The sequence below is a fragment of the Pseudarthrobacter sp. CC12 genome, from assembly GCF_039907755.1.
Lineage (GTDB): Bacteria > Actinomycetota > Actinomycetes > Actinomycetales > Micrococcaceae > Arthrobacter > Arthrobacter niigatensis.
Window position 1 is genome coordinate 170,830 of the sequence record NZ_JARDJH010000001.1, and the last position, 24,120, is coordinate 194,949.

Genomic DNA, 24,120 nt, shown 5'->3' on the forward strand with positions numbered 1-24,120 from the left:
ACACTGGGACGCATGACCCAGCAGGAACCGGGCAGTGCTGCCGCGGATCCGGATACCGTTGCCGCCGCCCTGCGAACGCCGGCTGAGCGCTCCCGCACCTTCGCCGGAATCCTGGTCAACACGGCTTTGGCCAACATCACCACCAGCTACCTGTGGTTCGCGCTGACGTTCTGGCTGTACCTGGAGACGCGCAACGTGATTGCCACGGGTGTGGTGGGCGGCGCCTACATGCTGCTGATTGCCCTGTCCAGCATCAGCTTCGGCACGTTCGTGGACCGCTGCCGGAAGCTGGCCGTGATGCGGTTCGCCGCCGCCTTCACCTTGGTGATGTTCTTAGTGTCAGGGGTGATGTTCCTGCTCACTCCTGCCCCGTCCCTGCTGGACCTGGGGCAGCCGTGGTTCTGGATCTTTACGCTGATCATCCTGATCGGCGCCGTGGTGGAGAACATGCGGAACATCGCCCTGTCCACCACGGTGACCATCCTCATCGAGCCGGAGCGGCGGGCGAATGCCAACGGATTGGTGGGAATGGTGCAGGGGCTGATGTTCATCGTCACCTCCCTGCTGTCCGGGCTGTCCATTGGGTTGCTGGGCATGGGCTGGACCATCGCCGTCGCGCTGGTGCTCACGGCGCTGGCTGCGGCGCACCTGCTGACCCTTCGGATGCCCGAGGAGGTACACGTGGCGGCATCGGATGCCCATGGCGGCTTCGACCTTCGGGGTTCGTTCACTGCCGTCCTGGCCATCTCGGGGCTGTTCGCGCTGATCGTGTTTTCCACGTTCAACAACTTCATCGGCGGCGTCTACATGGCGCTGATGGACCCCTACGGGCTGGAGATGTTTTCGGTGGAGATGTGGGGTGCCGTCTTCGCGGTTGGATCCACGGGATTCATCATCGGCGGCGCGCTGATCGGGAAATTCGGGCTCGGCGCCAACCCGTTGCGGACCCTGCTGGTTGCCGTGGCGGCCATGGGAGTGCTCGGCGCCGTGTTCACGCTGCGGGAGTGGCCATGGCTCTACATCCTGGGGATCTGGCTGTACCTGGTGCTGGTGCCATTCGTGGAGGCCGCTGAACAGACGGTCATCCAGCGGATGGTGCCGCTGGAACGGCAGGGACGCGTCTTTGGCTTCGCCATGGCCTTCGAGTCCGCCGCCGCTCCCGTCACGGCGTTCCTCATCGCCCCCATTGCCCAGTACTGGATCATCCCGTACGCCCGGTCCGCGGACGGTGCCGCGCTCCTGGCGCCACTCCTGGGCGAGGGCACCTCGCGCGGCATCGCCCTGGTATTCCTGGTGGCCGGGATCATCATGATCCTGGCCGCCCTGCTCGCCTTCCTTTCCCCGGTCTACCGCCGGGTGTCGGCGTCGTATGCGCAGGCGGCAATGGAAACTGCGGATTAAGCCCGGACGCCCAAGCACGCAAGGTGCTGGGGCGTCCGTGGAAATGTTGCGGGAAATGGTGGCGGGTTTAGATTCCCAGGGCTTCCTTGAGGCGGGCGACGTGGCCGTCGGCCTGCACCTGGTACTGGGCCAGGGTGACGTTTCCTTCAGGGTCCACCACAACCGTGGAGCGGACGATGCCCTCATGGATTTCGCCGTGGACCAGCTTTTCGCCCCAGGCGCCGTAGGCCAGGGCAACCGCGTGGTCGGGATCGGACAGGAGGGGGAAGGTGAGGGAGAAGTCGCCGCTGAAGCCGGCCAGGGCTTCCTGGGCGTCCGGGGAGATGCCGACTACCTCGTAGCCCTTGCCCTGCAGGGAGGCCAGGCTGTCGCGGAAATCGCAGGCTTCGGTGGTGCAGCCGGGGGTTGCCGCCTTCGGGTAGAAGTAGACAATGACGTTCTTGCCACGGTAGTCGGCCAGCGAGGTCTCGCGGCCCTGGGCGTCCCGGAGGGTGAAATCAGGAGCCGGGGTACCGGGCTGAAGCTTGGTGGTCAGGGTGGGGCTCATGGCGTTCCTTTGTAAGACTCGGTCAGTGATGGCCAAACATCAAGTGAAGCGGGTCACCGCTTACTGATACAAACCAGCGCGTCATATGCAGTATTCCGCCGGACCCCGAACGGCTGCGTGCGGGCCCGGCACAAACTGGTAGCCGCCGCCGCGGACGGTGGCCACGGCGTGGCGGGCATTGCCCAGTTTCTTGCGGATCCTGCCCACGTAGACGTCGATGGAACGGGCGGTGGCGCCGGGAAAATCCAGCGATTCCAGGAACTCCTGCAGTTCCTCGCGGCCTACCGTGCGGGACAGGTGCGTCACCAGGTAGCGCAGCACCTTGTATTCGACGCCGGTCAGCGCCACCGGGCTGCCGTCCAGCAGGACGGAGTCGGCGGCAAGGTCCACGGCGACCCGGCTGACGGGGCCGGCCGACGGCGGCAGGCGCGTGCCGCCGTCGGGCCCGGTTGCGCCGGGGTTCTCCGCTGCGGAAGGAGCGCGAGAGGAGTCGGCTGCGGCTCCTTCCGTCCCGGCGGAGACCCCGGACATGGGGGCTCCGGCGGCAGGCCAATGGACTTCCGCCTCCGGAGCAGTTTCGAGGGCCCTGGCGAGGACCATTTGGGCGGCGTGGCGCAGGAGGTCCGGGGTGGTTCCTTCGGCCGGAACCACCCAGACGGCCAGCCCGTGGGCGGTGGCCCGCCGGGCCGGAACCGGCTGATGGACCCGATGCGGTACCGCCGTCCGGGGATGGTGTGCTTCCACTGCCATGGCGCGTCCCTAGACGCCGCCGCGGCGGATCAGCCTGCCCGTAGGGGTCTGGCCGTCCACTGCGGCACCGCGGAGGAAGGTCTTGCGCACCACGCCGGACAGGGCCTTGCCGTCGTACGGGGTGATGGGGTTCTTGTGCTTGAGCTTGGACACGTCCACCACGAAGGCCTCGTCGGGGGCGAACACGGCAAAGTCGGCGTCGTAGCCCAGCGCCAGCTGGCCCTTGTTGGTGAGCCGTGCGAGGTTGGCAGGCCGTTCCGCCATCCAGGACACCACCTGTTCCAGCGGGATGCCGCGGTGCCGCGCCTCGGTCCAGATCAGGGACAGGCCCAGCTGCAGGGAGGAGACGCCGCCCCAGGCCACGGCGAAGTCTCCGTTCTCAAGGTCTTTCAGGTCCAGCGTGGAGGGGGAGTGGTCTGAGACGATGCAGTCGATGGTGCCGTCCAGGAGGCCCTGCCACAGCAGCTCCCGGTTGGAGGCCTCGCGGATGGGCGGGCAGCACTTGTAGGCGGTGGCGCCGTCCGGGATTTCCTCCGCCATCAGGGTCAGGTAGTGCGGGCACGTTTCCACGGTGAGCTTGACGCCGTCGCGTTTTGCGCTGGCGATCATGGGCAGCGCATCCGACGACGACAGGTGCAGGATGTGCGCACGCGCACCGGTCCAGCGCGCCCGCTCAATGACCTCGGCAATGGCCTTGTTCTCGGCGCCACGGGGGCGGGAGGCCAGGAAGGTTTCGTAGTGGTCCCCGCCCGGGTGCGGTGCCCGGTCGATGGCGTGCGAGTCCTCGGCGTGGACGATCATGAGCGAATCGAAGGACTTCAGCTCGGCCATGTCCTCCTCCATCTCGTCCGCCTCGAGGTGCGGGAACTCGTCCACGCCGGAGTGCAGGAGGAAGCACTTGAAGCCGAAGACGCCTTCGTCGTGCAGCGGACGGAGGTCGGCCTTGTTGCCGGGGATGGCGCCGCCCCAGAACCCGACGTCGATGAACGCCTGGTCCTCGGCCACCTCGCGCTTGAGCTTGAGGTTTTCCACGGTGGTGGTGGGCGGAACGGAGTTCAGCGGCATGTCGATGATGGTGGTGACGCCGCCGGCTGCCGCGGCGCGGGTGGCTGAGGCGAAGCCCTCCCATTCGGTGCGGCCGGGCTCGTTGACGTGGACGTGGGTGTCCACCAGGCCCGGAAGCAGCGTCTCGTCGTCGGCCAGTTCGATGACCTCGGCGCCGGCCAGGCCGTTGCCCAGCGGCTCGATGGCCACGATCCTGCCGTTGCGCACCCCCACTTCGCGCGGGGCGATGCCGGCGGTGGTCAGGATGCGCCGGCCACGGATGACGAGGTCAAAGCGTTCTTCAGACACGGAGGTCCTCCTTGGTACTTGCGGTGGCAGGCCTGTTGGCCGCCAGCCCCGCACTGATCTGGGTGCCAAGCTGCTCCAGCAGCGGCCCTGCCTCTGCTATGCACCTGTCTACATCGGTTTCGAGCGCCGTCAAAGCATGGATGTCCTCGAACCCGGCAGCCGCGGCCTGGTCCTGGTCCAGGGTGGTCCGGCCGCAGACGGCGACGACGGGAACACCCTGGCCTGCCGCTGCCCGGGCGACACCCATCGGCGTCTTGCCCAGCAGGCTCTGTTCGTCCAGGCTGCCTTCGCCCGTGATCACCAGGTCGGCACCGGCCAGGCGGTCCGCCAGCCCCGTGAATTCAAGGACGACGTCGATGCCTGGCCGCCGCGTTGCGGCCAGGACGGCGATGGCGGCGTAGCCCACCCCGCCGGCTGCCCCGGCTCCTGGAGCCTCGGCAGCCTTGACGGCGCGGAATCCGATTTCCCTGGCCAGGACTTCGACGAACCTGGCCAGGGCGGCGTCGAGCATGCCGACGTCTTGTTGCGCGGCGCCCTTTTGCGGACCAAACACCGCCGCGGCGCCCTGGGCACCGAGCAGCGGGTTGTCCACGTCGGACGCCAGCACAAAGCGGGTGTCCACCAGGCGGGGCTCGAAATCGGTGAAATCGATGCTGTGCAGGTTGGCCAGCGCAGCCCCGCCCGGGGAGAGTTCGTTGTTCCTGCTGTCCAGGAACCTGGCGCCGAGGCCCTGCAGGAGGCCCGCGCCGCCGTCGGTATTGGCACTGCCGCCCACACCGAGGATGATCCGGCGGCAGCCGGCGTCCAGCGCTGCGCGGATGAGCTGTCCGGTGCCCAGGCTGGTGGCCGTGGTGGCATCCGCCGAATCCGGACGGCGTCCGTTCCGGACGCTTGGCACCAGGGCGAGCCCGGAGGCCGTCGCCATCTCGATCACGGCCTCGTGGCCCCTGACCGCGAAGTCCGCCTCCACCGGCTGTCCGGTGGGGCCGGTGACCGTTGCCGTGCGGCGGGTGAAGCCGGAGCCGACGGCGGCGTCGAGGGTACCCTCGCCGCCGTCGGCCACCGGAATCCGGACGATGTCCAGGTTTCCGCCGGCCCCGCGCTGCAGGCCCTTTTCCAGGTGGCTGCACACCTCCGGGGCTGACAGCGAACCCTTGAATTTGTCCGGGGCAATCACGATCCGCATGGTTAGGCCTGCAGAGCCAGGATGGCGGTGGGAGCGTCGGCGGCGGATTCCGCCAGTTCCTCGAACTCGTTCACGGCGTTGATTTCCACGCCCATGGAGATGTTGGTGACCTTTTCCAGGATCACCTCCACCACCACGGGAACCCGGAATTCGCCCACCAGGGCCTTCGCCTTGTCGAACGCGGCCGCGAGGTCGCTGGGGTCCTCCACGCGGACGGCCTTGCAGCCCAGGCCTTCGGCCACCTTCAGGTGGTCAACGCCGTAGCCGCGGGTGTCCTCGGACAGGTGTGAGCTGTTGATGTTCTCGAACGCCAGGGACACGTTCTGCTCCATGTTGAAGCCGCGCTGCGACTGCCGGATCAGGCCCAGGTAGGAGTTGTTCACCACCACGTGGATGTACGGCAGGTTGAACTGCGCGCCCACGGCCAGTTCCTCGATCATGAACTGGAAGTCGTAGTCACCCGAGAGGGCCACCACGGTCTGGTCCGGGTTGGAACGGGCGACGCCGAGGGCTGCCGGGGCGGTCCAGCCCAGCGGGCCTGCCTGGCCGGCGTTGATCCACTTGCGCGGACCGAAGACGTGCAGCATCTGCGCGCCGGCGATCTGGGACAGTCCGATGGTGGACACGTAGGTGGTGTCGCGGCCGAAGGACTTGTTCATCTCCTCGTAGACGCGCTGCGGCTTGATGGGGATGTTCTCGAAGTGCGTCTTGCGGTGCAGGGACGCCTTCCGGTCTGCGCATTCGGCAACCCAATCGCTGTAGTCCGGCAGGGACCCGGCGGCTTTGCGCTCCTTGGCGAGCTCTACCAGCCCGGCCAGCGCCGCACCGGCGTCGGACGCGATGCCCAGGTCAGGGGAGAACACGCGGCCGATCTGGGTGGGCTCGATGTCGATGTGCACGAACTTGCGGCCGGCGGTGTAGGTGTCCAGGCCGCCGGTGTGGCGGTTGGCCCAGCGGTTGCCGATGCCGATCACGAAGTCGGACTGCAGGTAGTTCTCGTTGCCGTAGCGGTGGCTGGTCTGCAGGCCCACCATGCCGGCCATCAGCTGGTGGTCATCGGGAATGGTGCCCCAACCCATCAGGGTGGGGATGACCGGAACGTTGAGGGTCTCGGCAAGCTCAACCAGTTGCGCGGAGGCGCCTGCGTTGATGATGCCGCCGCCGGCCACGATCAGCGGGTGCTTGGCGGCGAGGAGCATGTCCAGGGCCTTTTCCAGCTGTTTGCGGGATGCCTTGGGCTTCTCGACGGGAAGGGGCTCGTAGGCGTCGATATCGAATTCGATCTCGGCCATTTGCACGTCGATGGGCAAGTCCAGCAGCACGGGGCCCGGGCGGCCGGAACGCATCAGCTGGAAGGCCTTCTGGAAAGCGCCGGGAACCTGGCCGGGTTCCAGGATGGTCATGGCCATCTTGGTCACGGGCTTGGCGATGGACTCGATGTCCACGGCCTGGAAGTCTTCCTTGTGCAGCTTGGCCACCGGAGCCTGGCCGGTGATGCAGAGGATGGGGATGGAGTCGGCCCAGGCGGCGTAGAGACCGGTGACCATGTCTGTACCGGCGGGACCGGAGGTGCCGATGCAGATGCCGATGTTGCCGTCCTTGGCGCGGCTGAAGCCGTCGGCCATGTGGCTGGCGCCCTCAACGTGGCGGGCCAGGGTGTGGCGGATGCCGCCGTGGGCGCGCATTGCGGAATAGAAGGGGTTGATGGCGGCGCCTGGCAGGCCGAACGCCTCGATGGCGCCTTCCTTTTCCAGGATGGCCACCGCTGCATCAACGGTACGCATCTTGCTCATGGGGTGCTCCTTGAAAGCTTGGGAAGTCTGTTTTTGGGTGTGCTGAAGGAAGGCCCGGCGGTCGCGGGGCACTTTGGGAGTGTCGGCGTCGCAAATTACGACGGCGGCCGGCGTGTCCGTGTCAATGTGCCCCGTTTTCGGGGCGGCCGGCTGGGCGGCGTGAGGGTTACTTCCGGCCGCTGAGCTGGAGGACCTGCTTGAAGAGTCCGGAGTGGTCCAGTGCGCCGTCGCCCTGGTTGACGGTGGCGGCGACGAGCTGGGCGGCCACGGCGCCGAGCGGGATGGCGACATTGGCTTCGCGGGCAGCTGAAGTGACGATGCCCAGGTCCTTGTGGTGCAGGGCCAGGCGGAAGCCGGGGTCGAAGTTGCGGTCCAGCATCTTCTGCCCCTTCTGGTCGAGGACCTTGGAGCCGGCCAGGCCGCCGCCGAGGACCTTGAGTGCGGCGTCGGTGTCCACGCCATAGGCCTCCAGGAAGGCGATGGCCTCGCCGAGGACCTCGATGTTGACGGCGACGATCAGCTGGTTTGCAGCTTTAACGGTCTGGCCGGAGCCGGATGGGCCCACATGGACGATGGTCTTGCCGACGGCGTTCAGGACGTCCTGGGCGTCGTCGAAGTCCTGTTTGTCGCCACCCACCATGATGGAGAGGACGGCGTCGATGGCGCCCTGTTCGCCGCCGGAGACCGGGGCGTCGAGGGGGCGGATGCCGGCTTCCTTGGCGTCTGCGGCGAGGCGGACGGCGACGTCCGGGCGGATGCTGGAGGCGTCGATCCAGAAGGTGCCCTGCTTGGCGTTGGCGAAGACTCCGTCGGGGCCGCTGACAACACCCTCAACGTCGGGGGAGTCCGGCACCATGGTGATGACGACGTCGGCCTCTTTGACGGCGTCCGCGATGCTGGTGGCGCCCTGGCCGCCTTCGGAAACCAGCTTGTCGATCTTGTCCTGGCTGCGGTTGAAGCCGGTGACGGTGTGGCCGGCCTTGACCAGGTTGATGGCCATGGGCAGGCCCATGATTCCGAGTCCGATGACTGCAACGTTGCTCATGATGGTTCTCTTTCTGAAGTCTTGAGGTCTTGCGTGTGTGCGGCGGTGGTTAGCGGGCGGCGTGTTCGCGGATGGCCCAGCTGAAGGCGGTTTCCTGCGGTTCCTTGTACTCGAGGCCGATGTAGCCCTGGTAGCCGAGTTCGCGGCTGCGGGAGATCCATTCGCCGAGGGGAAGGGTGCCCGTGCCCGGGGCGCCGCGGCCGGGGTTGTCGGCGATCTGGATGTGGCCGAAGTCCTTGGCGTGGTTTTCGATGACGGATTCGACGTCGTCGCCGTTGACGGCCAGGTGGTAGAAGTCGGCGAGCAGCTTGATGTTCCCGGCGCCGGTCTCTTCCTTGACGCGGGAGATGACGTCGAGTGCATCGTTGGCGGTCAGGAGCGGGTATTTGGGTGCGCCGCTGACGGGTTCGAGCAGGACGGTGCCGCCGATGCGGGCGACCCCTTGGGCTGCCGCTGCCAGGTTCTTGACGGCGAGCTCGTCCTGTTCTTCGGGGGTGAAGTCGTCCTGCCGGTTGCCGTAGAGGGCGTTGAACGCCTTGCACCCAAGGCGTTCGCCGATGCCGGTGACGACGTCGATGTTGTCCTTGAACTCAGAGCAACGGCCCTTCCAGGAAACCAGGCCGCGGTCGCCGCCGGGCATGTTGCCGGCGTTGAAGTTCAGGCCCGTGAGCTGGACGCCGGCGTCCGTGATGGCGTTCTCGAACTTGGTGATTTCGCTGTCGGCCGGGACGGAGGACTCGAAAGGCCACCAGAACTCAACCGCGTCGAAGCCGGCTGCCTTGGCTGCGGCGGGGCCCTCGAGCAGGGGCAGCTCCGTGAGGAGGATGGAGCAGTTCACTGTGTACGTCATCGTAGGTCCTTCCGAGGAGGGGCTTTGATCTATCTTCCTTTGCTTCCGGCCTGGTCACCGTTTCCGCTTTGTGGAATTTAGATTCTGCTTTATGAAAAGTGTAGGGAAGTAGGGCGGGGGTAGTCAAGGGGAGTCGTGGGCAGGAGACTGGTAGCAGGTACGCCCGCCCACCGTGAAGGAACTGGAGCGATCATGACCGCTGCCCGCCTCCGGCTTCTGGCCTGGCTCATTGCCCTGATGGCCTTCCTTGCCGGCTGCACGTCCGGGATGGGCTCTGGGCAGGCCGTGTCTGGATCCGCGGCCCCTTCACCTGGGGCGACCGCGACGGTGCCCACCCCGGCGGCCGGTTCGGCAAGCTCCGCGCCGGATGCGGCCGACGTCGCCCTCGCTCCTCCGCAGGCGCCGGTCCCAGTGGCAGTACCTGACTCGACATCGGCTGCCCCGCCGGCTCCCGCCCCCGCACCCCAGCCGTTCGCCCTCAACCTGTACCGGGAAGGCGACTTCGTCCCGCAGTACACATTCGACTGGTGCGTTGCAGCGAGCATCCAGATGGCGCACAACCTGATTGACGATACCGGCGGCGGCACTTGGGCCGACCGCACGCAGCAGAGTGAGCTGTGGGAGAGGGCCCGCGCCCACTCCTCGGACTCGTTCAACGGTGCCAATCCCTTTGGCTGGGCGCAGGTGCTGACGGAGGCTGGCATGGGGCCGTACGCGGTGGTGAGCGTCCCGGACTATGGGGAAGCGGTGCGGACGGCGGCGCGTGCCATCACGGAGACGGGCAGGCCGGTGGGCCTGGTGATGTGGAGCGGCCGCCACGCCTGGGTGATGAGCGGATTCGAATCGGTGGGCGACCCACGCCAGTTCCCCGATTTTTCAGTGACCGGCATCCGCGTCCTCGATCCGCTCTATCCCTACGGCAGTGGCCAGTGGGGCCCGTCGCCGGCGCCTAATACCCTGCTGACTCCGGAGCAGCTGGCCACGCAGTTCGTGGTCCGTGAACCGCGGCGCTGGAGCAGTGGCCTGGCCACCGGCTACCTCCTGGTGCTTCCAACCGCGGCGTAGCCAGGCCGCCACCAAACCTGCCTGCCCTTCGATTCGGCCGCCCTTCGATCAGGCTGCCGCGAATCCCCGGAAACGCCAAACATCCCCGGCGCGGAAAACCGCGCCGGGGATGTTTGTTGGGAATCCGTGAGCTAGTGGGTCAGGTCCTTGCCCTTAGTTTCAGGAATCGTGAACACGAACGCTGCGCTGACCACCAGGAGCAGCACCGCGTAGATGTTGAACACCTGCGGCGCCCCGAGCGAGGATCCCAGCCACTGCTGCAGGTACGGGGCGGTACCGCCAAACACGGCCACGCAGATGGAGTAGGGGACGCCGACGCCCACAGTGCGGATGGAGGTGGGGAACAGCTCGGCGTACACGGCCGGAACAATGGCGGCGCTCGCGGCCACGAAGATCAGCATCACGGACATGCTCACGGCCAGCTGCCAGGCGGAGTCCTTCAGCAGCCAGGTCATGGGGAAGTGCAGCACCGCTGATCCGATTGCGCCGGCCCAGAGGACCTTCTTGCGGCCGATCCGGTCCGAGAGCTTTCCCCACACCGGCAGGGCGGCGATAAAGACGATGTTGGCGATCACGCCGGCCCACAGTGCTTCGCCGCGGTCGATCTTCAGTGCCGTGGTGGCGTAGCTGGGCGCAACGACGCCCCAGATGTAGTAGATGACCGTCAGGCCCACGGTCAGTCCGATGACCTGCATGGCCTGCTTGCGGTAGCGGACAATCTGCGGCCAGATGGGAGCGCGCTTGGTAGTGACCGCCTCGTCCTGGAACGCTTCGGTCTCGTGCAGGCGCGACCGCATGATCAGCGCGTACAGGCCCATGGCGGCGCCGATCAGGAAGGGGATCCGCCAGCCCCAGGCGTTCATCGCCTGGGTGCTCAACGACATGTTCAGGACGGCGCCCAGCAATGTGCCGAACAGGATGCCCACGGTACCGGACGTGTAGATCAGGGTGGCCCAGAAGCCGCGGTGCTCCTTGGGTGCCATTTCGGACAGGTAGGTCTGCGACGACGGCAGCTCGCCGCCGTGCGCCAGGCCCTGCACCAGCCGGGCCACCAGCAGCATCAGCGAGGCGAACGCGCCGACACTGGCGAACGTGGGGGCGACGCCGATCATCAGGCTGCCGAGCGAGGCAAGGCCTACGGCGAACGTCATCGAGGTCTTCCGTCCCACCCGGTCGCCGATCCAGCCGAAGAGGAAGCCGCCGAAGGGCCGGGCCACGAAGCCGACGGCGAAGATCGCCAGGGTGGACAGTACGGCCGACGCCGGGTCCTCCTTGCTGAACAGCTGGCTGGCGATGAAGGGGGTGAAAGTGGCGTAGATGGCCCAGTCGTACCATTCAACGGCGTTGCCGATGCCGGTGCCGACGACGGTCTTGGCTTTGGACATGCGCCCCGCCCGGGGCTTGTTTACTGCAACGGACATGGTCTTCTTCCTGGTCATTTCGTTCTTGGATGGGGGCAGCAGCACTGCAACCGGATAGGGGAGGGGCGCCTATGCGGCCCGGGAGAGCGTGGCCAGCCGAGAGATGGCGAGTTCTGCGTAAAGTGCGGCGCCGTCCCCCAGCACGGCGTCGTCGAACGTTGCGTACGGTGAGTGGTTGAAGGGTGAAGCGGTGTGGTCGGCGCCCGGTGCAACGGCGCTGAGCCCCACGAAGGTGCCGGGCACCTCCGCCAGCACCCGGGAGAAGTCCTCGGAGCCGCTGAGCGGGGTGGCCCAGCGTGAGAGGCGGCGCTCGCCGAACAGTTCGGTGATCACTTTTTCGGCGGTGTGGGTTTCGTCTTCGCTGGTGATGGTGAGGGGGTACTCCTGCAGGTAGTCGACGGCGACCTCCACGCCGTGCGCGGCTGCAATCCCCTTCAGCAGGCGGGGAATGGCGTCCATCATCTTCAGGCGGGATGCTTCCGAGAAGGTCCGGATGGTTGCTTCGATGCGGGCCGACTCCGGGATGATGTTCCGTTTGGTCCCCGCGTGCAGCACGCCCACGGACAGGACCACGGGATCGAACATGTTGAACTGGCGGGTGACCATGACCTGCAGGGCCGTCACCATCTCGGCAGCCACGGTGACGGGATCCTTGGCCGAGTGCGGAGCCGAACCATGGCCGCCGGCGCCGAGTACCGTGACTTCCAGCCCGTCCGAGGCGCTGAGCATCACGCCGGGCTTGGTGCAAAAGGTGCCGTGCGGCTCCAGTGAGGAGAACACGTGCATACCGTAGGCGGCCTGGACGCGGGGACCGGCGGCGTCCAGCACGCCTTCCCGGAGCATGTAGCTGGCACCATCGCACCCTTCCTCACCCGGCTGGAACATAAGGACGACGTCGCCCTGGAGCTGGTTCCTCTTCTCCGCCAGGAGGGTCGCGGCTCCGGCGAGCATGGAGGTGTGCAGGTCGTGGCCGCAGGCGTGCATGGCGCCGTCGGCCTGGGAGGTGAAGTCGACACCGGTCTTCTCCTGGACGGGCAGCCCGTCCATGTCGGCGCGGAGCAGCACGGCCGGCCGCTGCGCGCCGGCACCTGGATTGCCGCCACGCAGGACCGCGGTGACCGACGTCGTCTCTTTGCCGAGGGTGACCTCAAAGGGGAGCCCATCCAAGGCCTTAAGGACCTTCTCCTGGGTCCGCGGGAGGTGGAGGCCGATTTCCGGCTGCCTGTGCAGGTCGTGGCGCAGGCGTACCAGGTCATCCTGCAGGTCCTTGGCGTCCTCGGTAATGGGCATGTGTTACTCCTTGGCAATCGGCATCAGGGCTTGGGGACTATTCTGAAGTGGCATGGTTCACATTTGCGCAAAGCGCAGAAATTATTCGTCAACCGACAGGTTCAAGCAGAATTTATGCAGGGAGAGAAAGGTGCAGATGGAGCTCAGCGAGGACGACCTTGCCCTGATCCAGGTGCTGCAGGCATCCCCGAGAATCGCCTGGGCTGACGCTGCCAAGGTGCTGGACGTGCACGCCACCACCCTCGCGGCCCGCTGGGACCGCCTGACGTCCCAGGGGGCGGCATGGGCGACAGCGCACCTGGCGGGCGACCCGAAGCAGATGCTCCTGGCCTATGTGGCCGTTGACTGCGAGATGAACCGGCGGGACAGCGTCACGGCGCAGCTTGCTGCGGTTCCGGAGATCGTCACTGTGGAGGAGGCTGCGAGCAACCGGGACCTGATGTTGACAGTCATTACCCGCTCGCTGGAGGAGTTCAGCGAGCGCGTGGTTTCACACCTGAAGACCATTGATGGGTTGACCAAGTACCAGGTGGCCCTGTGCACCCGGCTGCACAGCAGCGGGGACGACTGGCGGCTGAATGTCCTGAGCCGTTCCCAGCTGGCCACCCTTCGCACGCTCGGACCACCTGCAAGCCTCGAACCGGCGCGGATTGCGGGGCAGCTTCCGCAGAGCCACCTTGACCTGTTGCCGTTCCTGGCCCGCGACGGCCGTGCCACAGCTGCCCAGATTGCCCGCGCCCTTGGCCGCCATCCCGCCACCGTGCAGAGGCAGCTGAACCGGGTCCTGGCCAGCGGCATCCTGTCCTTCCGCTGCGAAATCGCCCAACGGTACTCGTCGTTTCCGGTAACCTGCCAATGGTTCGTGAACGTCCCGGCGGGCCAGCACGAGGCAGCCGCCGCCGAGATCCGCAGCATCAGCAACGTGCGGCTGAGCGCTTCCACTACCGGCCCCACCAACTTCGTGATCATCATGTGGCTGCACACGCTGGCAGACGTCATGTCCGCCGAGTTGGCGCTGCAGCAGAAGGTGCCCGGCATAGAAATTGTCGAGAGTGCCGTGATGCTCAGGACGGTCAAGCGCGTGGGCTGGATGCTGAAGGAAGATACGACGGCGAGTGGCGCCGTCGTTCATGGTGGAAGCCTGGGCGCCGCAGAGTGAGTGTTGCGGACTACCGCTAACCGCCACCGCCCTGCGGTGCTGGTCCGGAACGCCTGCTCTTCCGCTCCAGAACGGCGAGGAAAAGCGCCCCGACCAGCCCCACAGCCAGTGCCAGCAGCACGATGGGTCCCGCTCCGCCTGCAGGGCCCAAAGTGGCGGCGAGGATTTCGCGCGACAGGACGGCCATCTCGGAGAAGTTGCCGAGGTATACGCGGGTCCCCAGGACGTAATTGACGCTGGTGAACAGGGCAGGAACCAGCCACAGCAGTGCAAGGTCTGCCGCCCACACCCACAGGCGGGCGGAAGGTTTGAAGCCGCACCAGGACAATGCGGCACCCACAAGGACGGCAGGAAGCCAGTGCCACACGGTTGCCAGGAAAATTGGCATCCCGCCCGGGCCGGCCAGGAATGCGGCGGCAGCTGCCAGCCATGAAGCAAACGGCACCGCCATCAGGCCAACGCCCAAGGCCGCGACGGGACGGGACGGCGAGGCGAGCACCAGGAGGGCAACCACTCCGGCCGCTATCGCGGCCATGGTGCCGCCGAGCAGGCCGGCGATGTAGATGGAAGACCTTGGCTCCGGGTCCAGGCCGCTGCTGAGCACTGCGAACGACTGGACGGCAGCCCCGCCGTGGACCAGGAGCACACCGCCCACGGCACATGCAGCAGCGGCCCCGCGGCGGGCAGGCCTCAACGCGCGCAGGGCAAGCCCAGTGGCGGATGCACCCACGGTGAGCAGGGCAACGAGGGTAGTGGTGCGGTACTGGCTAAGCGGCAGGAGGGCAAGTGGCATGTCGCGGGGCTGTGTTTCCGCTCCCCAGAGGTTCTGCACAGGAAGCTGTGCTCCTGTGATCAGCCAGGGTGCCAGCCCCAGGATTCCTCCGAGGACTCCCAGCAGGGCAGCAGAGGCCGCTTCCGCAGCAGGTGTCCGGCCGTACCGGCGTTCCCCTGAGCCGGCCACGCCAAGTCCTGTGTTTGCCAAGAAACGCCCTTTGATCGCAGGTAGGCCGCCGAATGGCAAGGCCAACGCAATAATACAGCGTATGGATTAAATGCCTGGGCTGAGTGCCCAACAAGGCCTGCCCTCCCCGACTCCCGGTCTCCTGCCGCAGACTGTCCTTATGACCTTCGCGAATATGGGAATGCTTGGAACGAAGCCCGGCCAGCGGGATGCCCTGGTAGCGATCCTGCTCCGGCCGAAACCCGGGATGAGGGAAGCCGGGTGCCTGCTCTATGAGGTGGGAGTCAATGCGGATATGCCGGATACCGTGTTCGTTTCCGAGCTGTGGGAGTCTGCAGAGGCCCACCAGGCGTCGCTGCAACTGGACAGCACACGGGCCGCGATCGCCGAGGCGATGCCTCTCCTTTCCGGGCAGACAGCAGCCCACCGGTTCACCGTGGTGGGGTCGCCGTTGCGGTGAGTGGATTGCAGTAATCGGGGTAAGGGAGGACACATGAAACCGTTGCCCGCACTTGAGCTTGTCACCCGCTTCGAGGAGGCCGAGTGGCTCGATCCACTGGCCAAGAGCGTCCGGAAAGTCGTCCTGAAGGTCATCAAGCCCCGGTGGGCCCGTGATGTCCTCCATGGCGTTCCCATTGGACACCCGGTTCACCCCCTTGCCGTCCAGGTGCCCATCGGCGCCTGGGTCTCCGCAGGCGTGCTCGATGCGGTACCGGGGGGTGAGAAGGCGGCCAGGCTGCTCATCGGAGTGGGCGCCGCCACCGTGATTCCGTCTGCGCTCGCCGGGTTTACCGACTGGTCCCAGCTGCACCCGCAGCAGCAGCGGGTCGGGTTGGTGCACGCCGCGGCAAACGTCACCGCCACTGGCCTCTACGTGGCGTCCCTCGTGCGGCGGGCAACCGGCGGAGTAGGCAGTGGCAAGGTGCTCGCGTACCTCGGGCTCGCGACGGTGGGCGCCGGGGGTTTCCTGGGCGGCCACCTCTCCTACCGTCAGGCGGCCGGAGTAAACCACAGCGAGGAAATTCCGCACCGTTTCCCCGCCGGCTGGCACCCCTTGGCACCCCTGGCGGAGCTGCCCGAGGGCGGCTTGCACAAGCGCGATGTCGCCGGCATCCCCCTGCTGGTCCACCGCGAGGGCGGGACGGTCAACGTATTGTCCGACGTCTGCAGCCACCTTTCCGGGCCGCTTCACGAAGGAAAGATCAAAGACGACGGCGGGGACCCGTGCGTCGTCTGCCCGTGGCACCGGAGCACATTCTCGCTGCGCACCGGCGAGGTCAGGTCCGGCCCGGCAACTTCCCGGCAGCCGCTGTTCGAAACCCGGGTAACGGGGGATCTCGTCGAAGTATGCCTGCCCGGGGCGGACGGCTAGAGAGGCCGTTCGGCCCTACCATCGATGGCAGACCGGCGTAAAACTGGGGGTATGGCGAGGCCCAGTGGAGTGGAATGGTCCGGCCATGCCCCGCCGCAGATCAACGGGGCAATTTCGCGAGGCTTCGTGCCCCCCGTACGCCCACTTCAGTGCAGTCTTCGGAGCTGTGTGAGGTCACGGTGATGCGTGTTTCGGAACCGCAGGAGATCGCTTCCGGTGTGGTGCTGATGACCACTGGCTCTGGCCCGCTGGCATCAAACGTCTACCTGGTCCGATCCGGCCCCTCATGGGCGATGATCGACTCCGGATGGGCGGCCAGTGCGGAACCGCTGCGCGCGGCAGTGGAGCAACTGCTCGGTCCCGGCGAAGTTCCTGCAGCCATCTTCCTGACGCACCTGCATCCTGACCACTCCGGGGCTGCTGGGACACTTGCCCGGACCTGGAAGATTCCGGCCTATGTCCACCGCGCCGAACTGCCGATGGCTGCCGGCCGCTACGTTCCCGGATATTCAATGCCGCTGGACCGGTGGCTGGTTGCACCCTTTGTATGGTCCCTGCCTGCCCGCGTCCGGCGGCGGATTGAGGCCGCAGGTGACATTACCGACGTTGTGCATGGCCTTCCACGAAGCGGCGAGGTGCCCGGCCTGCCCGATTGGGCCGCCGTTCCCACGCCGGGGCACACCCCCGGACACGTGGCGTATTGGCGTTCCAAAGATGGCGTCCTGATGACCGGTGATGCGGTAACCACCGTGGACTTGAACTCGGCGCGCGGTCTCCTGCTCCGGGCATCACATGTTTCCGGTCCGCCCTGGTACACCACGTGGAGCCGCAGGACGGCGATGGACTCCGTGGCCCGGCTGGCAGAATTGGGGCCCCGGCTGCTGGCCCCCGGCCATGGGCAGCCCATCGCCATGGAGGTTGTCCCCCGGCTCCGGGCCGCGGCCGCCAAGGAGAAGGCGCAACGCATGGCACGTCGACGGCGGATCGCAGGAGCGCCCGAAGCAGCGTAGCTGTACTGCCGAGGCCGGGTAATGAAGCGGCTGATGGGTGGGATGGCCTCAGCGCGGGGTTCACCCTTGCGATGACAGCGCGAATGGCGTGGCCAGGAGTTCGGCCCAGAGTGGATCGTCGGGTGACAGGTCGCTCGGATCTATGGATGTGCCGTCGTCGTCGGGTTCCCACTGCGGAAGGTTTTCGAGGCTCGCCGCCAGGCACTGGCATTCACGGGGCGCGGCCCATTGAAGTGGCGGTGGCCAGGTTCCTGGTGGCCAGTGGGTTGGTTCTGAATCCTGCTGGTCGGGTTTGTAGAAGCGCCCGGTGGGTGAGGTCCAGCCCGGTGGGTCCTTGCTCGTGGCGGGGCCGGGGCCCATTGGCTGTGATGTTTGAGCCGATGATGCTTACGGCAGAGCTGGGCCAGGTTGCTGACGTTGGTGGTGCCGCCGTGTTCCCACGCTTGGAGGTGGTCTGTTTCGTTGTCGGGGGTCTTGTTGGTGCAGCCGGGGAACGTGCACTGGGCATCGCGCAGCCTGATCCAGCGTTTGATGGACCCGGTAAGCCGGTAGTTCTTCCTGCCGATCTCCAGGGGTGCCCCGTCCCGCGGGTCGACGAGGACCCGGTAGAACGACTCCGCCCCACCGGCGACGAGTTTCCGTGCCATGGACGCCGGAATCGGGCCGAAACCATCCAGCACTGCTGGTTCGTCGGTAAGGCCGAGAAGGGCGAACACAGGCACGGTGACCAGGACGTCGGCCCGCGGCGCAGGGACCTTCCCGATCCCGGTGACACCCTGCGTGCCCGGGGCGGTGCCGGTGGACCCCTCACCCGACGCTTGGACGGCACCGAGCAACAGGGATGCGGCGATGTCGGGGCGGAGCTGGCTAAGCGTGCGGGGCTCGTCTGGTCCCTGGAGGCCGCGGGCGGTCGCGGTGGTCCGGTTCCAGATGGCGCACGCGGTGTCCCCGGGAAGGTAGAGGGAGACCCAGGCCATGCCATCCCGGTCGGGGGTGTATTCCATCCGACGATCCGCCACCCCTTTCGCATGGCGCTTCTCGATCGATTCCGGATGATGGCGCTCCCGCCACCCACGGACCTTGGCCCGGAACCGGGACGGGACCAGCTCACCGGGCGCGGCACCCCGGGCCGGATCGGGTGCGTCGGGGTCGAAGAAATGCGCCACCAAAGCCGCAGCCCCGACAGCGTCAAGGCCTTCGGTTTCGTCCGCGACAATCCGTGCATGCTGCCACGACACGTCCCCGGTGGACAGGGCCTCGAACACCAGCGGCAGGGAACAAATCCGGCCGGACTGCTCCACCAACGCGCCCGATGCCCCGGAACTAACCGTCAAAACCCCGGCGATCTCCTCCACCACCGACATCTGCGCGTACGTGCGGTCCTCGATCGAAGCGTCCGGCGGGGTCATCGCCTCCTGGAACCCGGCGGCGTCGGCGGCATCCTGTGCCTTCACTGCTGCAAGCTGCGCCTCCAAACGGGACGTAAGCTGCAGCCGCTCCAGCCGGATCTCATACCGCCGCTGCAACACATCCACACCAGCACCAACACCGAAACCAACATCCAAACCGGCTGCCAGGGAAGCGTCCTCCCGCTCCAGCGCATCCAGGGCAGCAACAGAGGCACGAACACCCTCCAACACCACGCCAACACCACCGCCGATTCCCATACCCACAGCATCCAACGACCCACTGACATTTAACGTGGATCCCCAATTCCCTCCTGGCGGCGTTACTTCACACTTCCAAAGGGAACCTCTACAGTGAAAGTACTAAGCATGCTGTCTATTTGGGAGGGTGAATCTAATGCGAAGAGTATCTGCGCTTGGAGTTGTGGCTGCGGCAATGCTGGCGTTGGCCGGCTGTTCGGGAGGGGGCAGTGGAACTGCCAGTCCTTCCAGTTCGTCGACGGCGTCAGCTTCCGCCAGCCAGACTGCCGAAGCCAAAGTGTATTCGGAGGATGAGCTCCGAAACCTGATCTCGGGCATGAAGGACGACGACGGCAATGAGCTCAAGCTGTACTCCAAGGACCAGGTTGCCCAGGGCAGCAACATCGCCAACCTGCTGATGAGCGCCGCAACCGTCGATCCCAAGGACTGCAAGGACATCGCAACCGCCGGCCTGCTGGACAAAGTGGAGAACGGTGATGTCGCCGTCGCACTTTCCGAAGGCCAGCAGCCGCGCAGCCTGTCTGCCCAGTCCGGAAGTGGCGGCCCCGACGCAGTAAAGACCCTCAGCGACATCAGCGGCAAGATGGACCAGTGCGCTAAATTCTCGGTCTCGGCGCTCGGGCAGAAATACGACGTTTCAAGCCAGGAACTCAAGGCCGACACTGACGCTGAGAAGACCTTTGCAACCGTCAGCACCCGGAGCGGCGACAATCAGCAGAAGCTGATGCAGGTTTCCGCTGCGAAGGGGCGCCTCCTGGTGGTGGCTACCAAGAGCGGTACCGACCTTGGTGACACGGACCAGAAGGAACTCGAGGGCCTCATCAACGACGTGCTGAAGAAGGCCGAGGGCGGCAGCGCAACGTCAAGCCCGTCCTCCACCAGTTCGTCCGGCTCAATGGGCACGTCCTCGCCCAGCAGCTCGTCGTCGTCCACTGCTTCGTCCACCTCTTCGGCGACGATGTCCTCGGGCAGCGGCGCCTCGTCGTCGGCCTCTCCCACCGCCTCCCGGTAGCGGCGGCCAAGTCCCCGCACCTGTTCCAGCCCCCCTCACCCTGCTGGCTGGGTGGGGCTGGAAACCAGGCCCTAGATGATCCCGGTAGGGATGAGCAGCGCCCATGCCAGCGCCGGGGCCACCAGCACCACGCCGCCCGCGTAGAACATGAGCTGGCGGTAGACCCGCTGCCGGTCGTCGTCCCGCGCGTTCGCCACCACCAGCGCACCATCGGTGGAAAAGGGGGAGACGTCGACGACGGTGGCCGAGATGGCCAGCGCGGCCACGGTTCCGGAGGCGCTGAGCGAGCTCGTGGCCAGGAGGGGGGCGGCCAGCGGGATGAACGCTGTGAGTAATGCCGTGGAGGACGCGAAGGCAGAGCCCACGCCGATTACGTAGCAAAGGACCAGCGCGACCAGCAGCGGGGCGCCCAGGGCCAGGGCCTGCTGGGCCAAGGTGTCGATGACCCCCACATGCTCCAACAGGGAGACATAAGTGATCATGCCTGCCACCAGCAGGACGGTGGACCAGGAGATGCCGCCGATGAAAGTCTTGTGTTCCTGGATGTTGATGAACGCCAGCAGCAGCCCGGCTGAGAGGGCCACGAAGCCGATGGGGAGGTGGAAACCGAGGGTGGCCACCAGCATCACGGCAATCAGGACCAGAGTTATGATCTGCTGGCCGTGGGGGCGTCCGACGGGCGGGGTGTCGGTGTCCACATGCTGCCTGGGGGCACCGTCACGCAGTTTGCCGAACAGGGCGAACAGGACAATGGTGAGCACCGAGAGGACCAGGTTAAGGGCGAAGCTGGCGCTGAAGAGGCTGGCCTGGGAGATGGGAAAACCGTTCTTCAGCGAGATGTCATGCACCAGGACTCCGGCCACGGACAGCGGGGAGAAGCCTCCCGCGTGGGCGCCGTTGATAATGAACGCGCCCATCATGACGGGGTGGATGCGCGACTCGTAGGCAAAACCGATAGCCGCGGGAGCCAGCAAAGCGATGGCGGCGGGTGAGAAGGTGCCCAGGGAAGTCAGGGCGGCGGCAATCAGGAAGAACACCCACGGCAGCAGCATGGTCTTTCCGCGAACCATCCGGACGCAGCCCTGCACGATGATGCCGATGGTGCCGTTCCGCTGCGCCATGCTGAAGAAGTAGGTGACCCCAATGATGGTCAGGACAATGCTGGCCGGAAATTCGGCCAGGATCTCCTTGTCCGACAAGCCCAGCAGGAAATAGCCGACGCCGAACGAGGCCACCAGCCCCATCACACCAATGTTCAGTGGCTACCTGGTGGCGACGACGAACATCACCACGAGGATCACCAGGGGGATGATCTGGATATAAGTCATGTCAGGCTCCGGGTCTGTGGCTCCACAGCAGGATACGACGCCGGGAGGCAGCTCGCCGGGCGCGCCTCCAATGAATCCCGTGGTGGCGCGCCATTGAACCTCGCGCGGGAACGGCCAGGGAGGTGACCAGACCGTAGGCTGGAGGACGGGCGGGGTTCCCCCGGCCAACAGGAAGTTCCCAAGGTGAAAGGCAGGACCATGACCGTTTCCAGCGACGATCCCCAGAACACCGCAGACCTCCGGGGCCCGGGCGACCCGGACGAAGCCAAGGGAGAAGCCACCAGGGCTCCCCAGTCCGGCCAGCACCCCGAACAGCCGGGGGCAGCCAACATCCGCGAGGAACAGCAGGCCCACGCGCCCGGAACCGTGCCGGCGTCGTACGTCGGAGGCGAAGAAGCCGCCCGGGACCACAAACCGGAGGAGGCGCTGGAGGAACCGGGCACCTGGGACGACGAAGTCTGAGCATGGTCACCCGCGCCGATATTGACCAGGCGGAGCGGCGGACGGCCGGCCTTCTCCGCAGGACGCCCGTCGTGGCGGCGGACCCGGGCTTGGCCGACGGCCAGGTCTGGCTCAAGTGCGAGTTCATGCAGCACACGGGCACGTTCAAGGCCCGCGGCGCCTTCAACCGGATTCTGGCCAGCCGGGAGCGCGGGGAACTGCGGGCAGACGTGGGCATCGTGGTTGCCTCCGGCGGGAATGCCGGACTGGCCAATGCGTATGCAGCGAAGCAGCTGGGCGTACCGGCCACCGTGTTCGTTCCGGAAACCGCGCCGGCCGTCAAGGTCGCCAAGCTGAAGGCGATCGGCGCCACCGTGGTCCAGGGTGGTGCGGAATACGCGGCCGCCTACCAGGCCGCCGTGGTCCATGCCGAGGAAACCGGCGCGGTCTACTGCCACGCCTACGACCAGCCCGAAATCGTTGCCGGCGCCGGAACTGTCGGCTCTGAACTGCTGGACCAGGTGCCGGACGTGGACACCGTCCTGGTGGCAGTGGGAGGTGGCGGGCTGATGGCCGGGGTAGCCGCCGCCGTCGAAGGTTCCGCCAAAGTGGTTGCGGTGGAACCTGGGGCCGCGCCAACGCTGCACGCTGCCCTGGCTGCCGGGAAGCCGGTGGACGTCCCGGTATCGGGCATCGCTGCCGACTCCCTGGGCGCCCGGCGTGCCGGCGGGATTGCCTTCTCAGTGGCGGTCCGCTGCGGCGTCGAAAGTGTCCTGGTCACGGACTCGGACATCGTCGCAGCCCGCTCCGCATTGTGGAACGACTACCGGATCGTGGTGGAACACGGCGCCGCAGCCGCCTACGCCGCATTGACCACCGGAGCCTACGTGCCGGCCCGCGATGAACGGGTGGCGGTCATCCTGTGCGGCGCAAACACGGACCCGGCTACGCTCTAGCCCAGCCCAGGCGGCCGACGCGGCGCCCGGGCTGGGTCAGCAGGCTACTGGGCGCCGCCCTGGCCGCAGAACTTGCTGTAGGTGGTGCCGGCTTCCTGGTAGCCCGACTGGAGATCGGCCAGCTTGTCCTTGTCCGGGTTCTCCTTGGCCTGTTCATCCGTGTACGCCAGGATCTGGCCCAGTGCAGGCTTGAGGTCGTCCGAGGCAACCGCGTGGATGGGGCGGATCTGGTTGGCGAGGTTGTTCATGCCCGTCTTGCCGGCGTTGTTGGCGGGGTTCGACACAACGGCCTGGATCCGCTCGCAGGTCTCAGCGGTGGTCAGTTGGTGTGTGGCGGTGCAGGCCGTAGCGGAAGCAATGAGGCCGGCGGCAAACAGGGCTGTGGCGAATTTCTTCATGGGTCCCTCGGTAGTGGTCAGAGGGTTCGATTGTAAGCAGATTGGGTAGCCCGGCGCCTTCGCATGCCCAATCCGCGCGCCTAGAATGGCAGTACCAATCGTGCGGAGCTTCCGCAGATGGGGCCCCGCGCGCATCATTCCAGACTAAGGAAACCAGCATGCGCCAGACACTGCGCCGCCACGCGGCCGTGGGCCTTGCCGCCCTGTTTTCGCTGTTTCTCCCCACAGCCCTTCCGGCGTCCGCAGCGCCGCCAGGAGGGGAAATAGTGCTCGACGGCGCCACCTCCGCAGAAGGCATCGCGGCAGGGGAGGGCCAGACTTTCTACGCCGGGGAGTTGACCACCGGAGACATCTTCCGCGGTGACCTCCGCAAGGGTACCGCCACCCGATTCATCCATGCCCCTGCGGGGCGGGCCGCCGCGGGCCTGAAGGCTGATACCTGCCACGACCTGCTGTTTGTGGCGGGCGGCGGCACCGGCAAGGCATTCGTCTACAACACCCGGAGCGGCAAGCCCGTTGCCGATTTCGACCTGGCAAAGGGATTCATCAACGACGTCACACTGACCGGCGACGGCGCCTGGTTCACCAACTCTGCCGCAGCCGAACTCTACTTCCTGCCGGTGGGGGAGCACGGGGAGCTGGGCAAGGTGAAGACCCTGAAACTGAGCGGGCCGGCAGCGGACCTCCAACCCGGATTCAACCTAAACGGCATTGCGTCCACTGAGGATGGCCAGACCCTCATTGTGGCGCACACCAGCAATGGGGCGTTGTATACCGTCAATCCGAAAAACGGCAGGAGCGCCGTCATAAAAGGTGCCGATGTTCCGTTCGTGGACGGCATCCTGGTGGAGGGCGATAACGTCTGGGCCGTCCAGAACCAGCTGAACCAGATCAAGCGCTTGGATCTTTCCAGCGATTTGTCCTCCGCCGATGAGAGGAACACGATCAAGTCCGGGGCGTTCGACATTCCGACGACTGTGGCCAAGTTCGACGATACCGTGGCCGCTGTGAACGCCCAGTTCAACCGGCCGGCCAGCCCGTTCGAAGTGGTGCTGGTTCCTGCCTGAAAGTAGGCCGGAAGCAGCACAGGGACAAGGGACTGGCTGGCAGTTGCA

General features: G+C 66.4%; 23 protein-coding genes. 10 read left to right on the plus strand and 13 right to left on the minus strand.

Going from position 1 to position 24,120, the window contains the following annotated elements; translation table 11 throughout:
- Window positions 1-12 precede the first annotated feature (12 nt).
- A complete protein-coding gene (locus tag PV772_RS00790; RefSeq protein ID WP_347885073.1) occupies window positions 13-1,401 on the plus strand; it encodes an MFS transporter in 1,389 nt (462 codons plus the stop codon).
- A 67-nt stretch (window positions 1,402-1,468) separates the two neighbouring features.
- Here the strand turns inward: PV772_RS00790 and bcp are convergent, their stop codons facing one another.
- From bcp to PV772_RS00825, 7 genes are all read right to left on the minus strand, one after another.
- Window positions 1,469-1,948 carry a thioredoxin-dependent thiol peroxidase gene (bcp, locus tag PV772_RS00795; protein WP_141159194.1) on the minus strand — a complete coding sequence of 160 codons (480 nt, stop codon included), beginning with the start codon at window positions 1,946-1,948 and terminating at the stop codon, window positions 1,469-1,471.
- Between the two features lie 81 nt (window positions 1,949-2,029).
- On the minus strand, window positions 2,030-2,698 hold the full coding sequence (locus PV772_RS00800; protein ID WP_347885074.1) for a winged helix-turn-helix domain-containing protein: 669 nt from the start codon (window positions 2,696-2,698) through the stop codon (window positions 2,030-2,032).
- A 9-nt stretch (window positions 2,699-2,707) separates the two neighbouring features.
- Complete coding sequence (allB, locus tag PV772_RS00805; RefSeq protein ID WP_307358194.1) at window positions 2,708-4,051, minus strand: allantoinase AllB; 1,344 nt, start codon at window positions 4,049-4,051, stop codon at window positions 2,708-2,710.
- Window positions 4,044-5,237: a glycerate kinase gene (locus PV772_RS00810; RefSeq protein WP_347885075.1), complete on the minus strand. Its 1,194-nt coding sequence runs from the start codon at window positions 5,235-5,237 to the stop codon at window positions 4,044-4,046. The genes allB and PV772_RS00810 overlap by 8 nt, the downstream gene beginning before the upstream one ends.
- Window positions 5,238-5,239: 2 nt before the next feature.
- Entirely contained in the window at window positions 5,240-7,030 is a 1,791-nt protein-coding gene (gene gcl, locus PV772_RS00815; RefSeq protein ID WP_347885076.1) for a glyoxylate carboligase, read from the minus strand.
- 166 nt (window positions 7,031-7,196) lie between these two features.
- Window positions 7,197-8,075 carry a 2-hydroxy-3-oxopropionate reductase gene (locus tag PV772_RS00820; protein WP_347885077.1) on the minus strand — a complete coding sequence of 293 codons (879 nt, stop codon included), beginning with the start codon at window positions 8,073-8,075 and terminating at the stop codon, window positions 7,197-7,199.
- 49 nt (window positions 8,076-8,124) lie between these two features.
- Window positions 8,125-8,925: a TIM barrel protein gene (locus PV772_RS00825; RefSeq protein ID WP_347885078.1), complete on the minus strand. Its 801-nt coding sequence runs from the start codon at window positions 8,923-8,925 to the stop codon at window positions 8,125-8,127.
- Between the two features lie 192 nt (window positions 8,926-9,117).
- On the opposite strand from PV772_RS00825, the gene PV772_RS00830 reads away from it, so the two are divergent.
- Window positions 9,118-9,990: a hypothetical protein gene (locus PV772_RS00830; protein ID WP_347885079.1), complete on the plus strand. Its 873-nt coding sequence runs from the start codon at window positions 9,118-9,120 to the stop codon at window positions 9,988-9,990.
- A gap of 131 nt (window positions 9,991-10,121) precedes the next feature.
- Here PV772_RS00830 and PV772_RS00835 read toward each other — a convergent pair whose 3' ends face one another.
- Together PV772_RS00835 and PV772_RS00840 are read right to left on the minus strand one after the other, a co-directional pair.
- Window positions 10,122-11,411, minus strand: coding sequence for an MFS transporter (locus PV772_RS00835; protein ID WP_141182557.1), 1,290 nt, complete (start codon window positions 11,409-11,411; stop codon window positions 10,122-10,124).
- A 69-nt stretch (window positions 11,412-11,480) separates the two neighbouring features.
- Window positions 11,481-12,701 (minus strand): M20 family metallopeptidase, encoded by a 1,221-nt coding sequence (locus PV772_RS00840; RefSeq protein ID WP_141159203.1) that lies wholly within the window; start codon window positions 12,699-12,701, stop codon window positions 11,481-11,483.
- A 136-nt stretch (window positions 12,702-12,837) separates the two neighbouring features.
- Here PV772_RS00840 and PV772_RS00845 point away from each other — a divergent pair, with 136 nt between their 5' ends.
- Entirely contained in the window at window positions 12,838-13,860 is a 1,023-nt protein-coding gene (locus tag PV772_RS00845) for an Lrp/AsnC family transcriptional regulator (protein WP_141159204.1), read from the plus strand.
- A 16-nt stretch (window positions 13,861-13,876) separates the two neighbouring features.
- Here the strand turns inward: PV772_RS00845 and PV772_RS00850 are convergent, their stop codons facing one another.
- Window positions 13,877-14,842, minus strand: a complete 966-nt coding sequence (locus PV772_RS00850) for a hypothetical protein (RefSeq protein WP_347885080.1) — start codon at window positions 14,840-14,842, stop codon at window positions 13,877-13,879.
- Between the two features lie 139 nt (window positions 14,843-14,981).
- On the opposite strand from PV772_RS00850, the gene PV772_RS00855 reads away from it, so the two are divergent.
- From PV772_RS00855 to PV772_RS00865, 3 genes are all read left to right on the plus strand, one after another.
- Complete coding sequence (locus tag PV772_RS00855) at window positions 14,982-15,281, plus strand: putative quinol monooxygenase (protein WP_141159205.1); 300 nt, start codon at window positions 14,982-14,984, stop codon at window positions 15,279-15,281.
- 33 nt (window positions 15,282-15,314) lie between these two features.
- A complete protein-coding gene (locus tag PV772_RS00860; RefSeq protein ID WP_141159206.1) occupies window positions 15,315-16,193 on the plus strand; it encodes a Rieske 2Fe-2S domain-containing protein in 879 nt (292 codons plus the stop codon).
- 182 nt (window positions 16,194-16,375) lie between these two features.
- Window positions 16,376-17,203: an MBL fold metallo-hydrolase gene (locus tag PV772_RS00865; RefSeq protein ID WP_141159207.1), complete on the plus strand. Its 828-nt coding sequence runs from the start codon at window positions 16,376-16,378 to the stop codon at window positions 17,201-17,203.
- Between the two features lie 140 nt (window positions 17,204-17,343).
- On the opposite strand, the gene PV772_RS00870 is transcribed toward PV772_RS00865, so the two are convergent.
- A complete protein-coding gene (locus PV772_RS00870; protein ID WP_347885081.1) occupies window positions 17,344-18,870 on the minus strand; it encodes a DUF222 domain-containing protein in 1,527 nt (508 codons plus the stop codon).
- Between the two features lie 277 nt (window positions 18,871-19,147).
- Between PV772_RS00870 and PV772_RS00875 the strand changes: the two genes are divergently transcribed.
- Window positions 19,148-19,882, plus strand: coding sequence for a hypothetical protein (locus PV772_RS00875; RefSeq protein WP_347885082.1), 735 nt, complete (start codon window positions 19,148-19,150; stop codon window positions 19,880-19,882).
- A 71-nt stretch (window positions 19,883-19,953) separates the two neighbouring features.
- On the opposite strand, the gene PV772_RS00880 is transcribed toward PV772_RS00875, so the two are convergent.
- Window positions 19,954-21,129, minus strand: coding sequence for an SLC13 family permease (locus PV772_RS00880; protein WP_347885083.1), 1,176 nt, complete (start codon window positions 21,127-21,129; stop codon window positions 19,954-19,956).
- A gap of 279 nt (window positions 21,130-21,408) precedes the next feature.
- On the opposite strand from PV772_RS00880, the gene PV772_RS00885 reads away from it, so the two are divergent.
- Together PV772_RS00885 and PV772_RS00890 are read left to right on the plus strand one after the other, a co-directional pair.
- Window positions 21,409-21,672, plus strand: coding sequence for a hypothetical protein (locus PV772_RS00885; protein ID WP_141182552.1), 264 nt, complete (start codon window positions 21,409-21,411; stop codon window positions 21,670-21,672).
- A gap of 2 nt (window positions 21,673-21,674) precedes the next feature.
- On the plus strand, window positions 21,675-22,607 hold the full coding sequence (locus PV772_RS00890; protein ID WP_347885084.1) for a threonine/serine dehydratase: 933 nt from the start codon (window positions 21,675-21,677) through the stop codon (window positions 22,605-22,607).
- A gap of 44 nt (window positions 22,608-22,651) precedes the next feature.
- Here the strand turns inward: PV772_RS00890 and PV772_RS00895 are convergent, their stop codons facing one another.
- Complete coding sequence (locus PV772_RS00895; protein WP_141159211.1) at window positions 22,652-23,005, minus strand: hypothetical protein; 354 nt, start codon at window positions 23,003-23,005, stop codon at window positions 22,652-22,654.
- Between the two features lie 158 nt (window positions 23,006-23,163).
- On the opposite strand from PV772_RS00895, the gene PV772_RS00900 reads away from it, so the two are divergent.
- Window positions 23,164-24,072, plus strand: a complete 909-nt coding sequence (locus tag PV772_RS00900; RefSeq protein ID WP_347885085.1) for a hypothetical protein — start codon at window positions 23,164-23,166, stop codon at window positions 24,070-24,072.
- Window positions 24,073-24,120 lie beyond the last annotated feature (48 nt).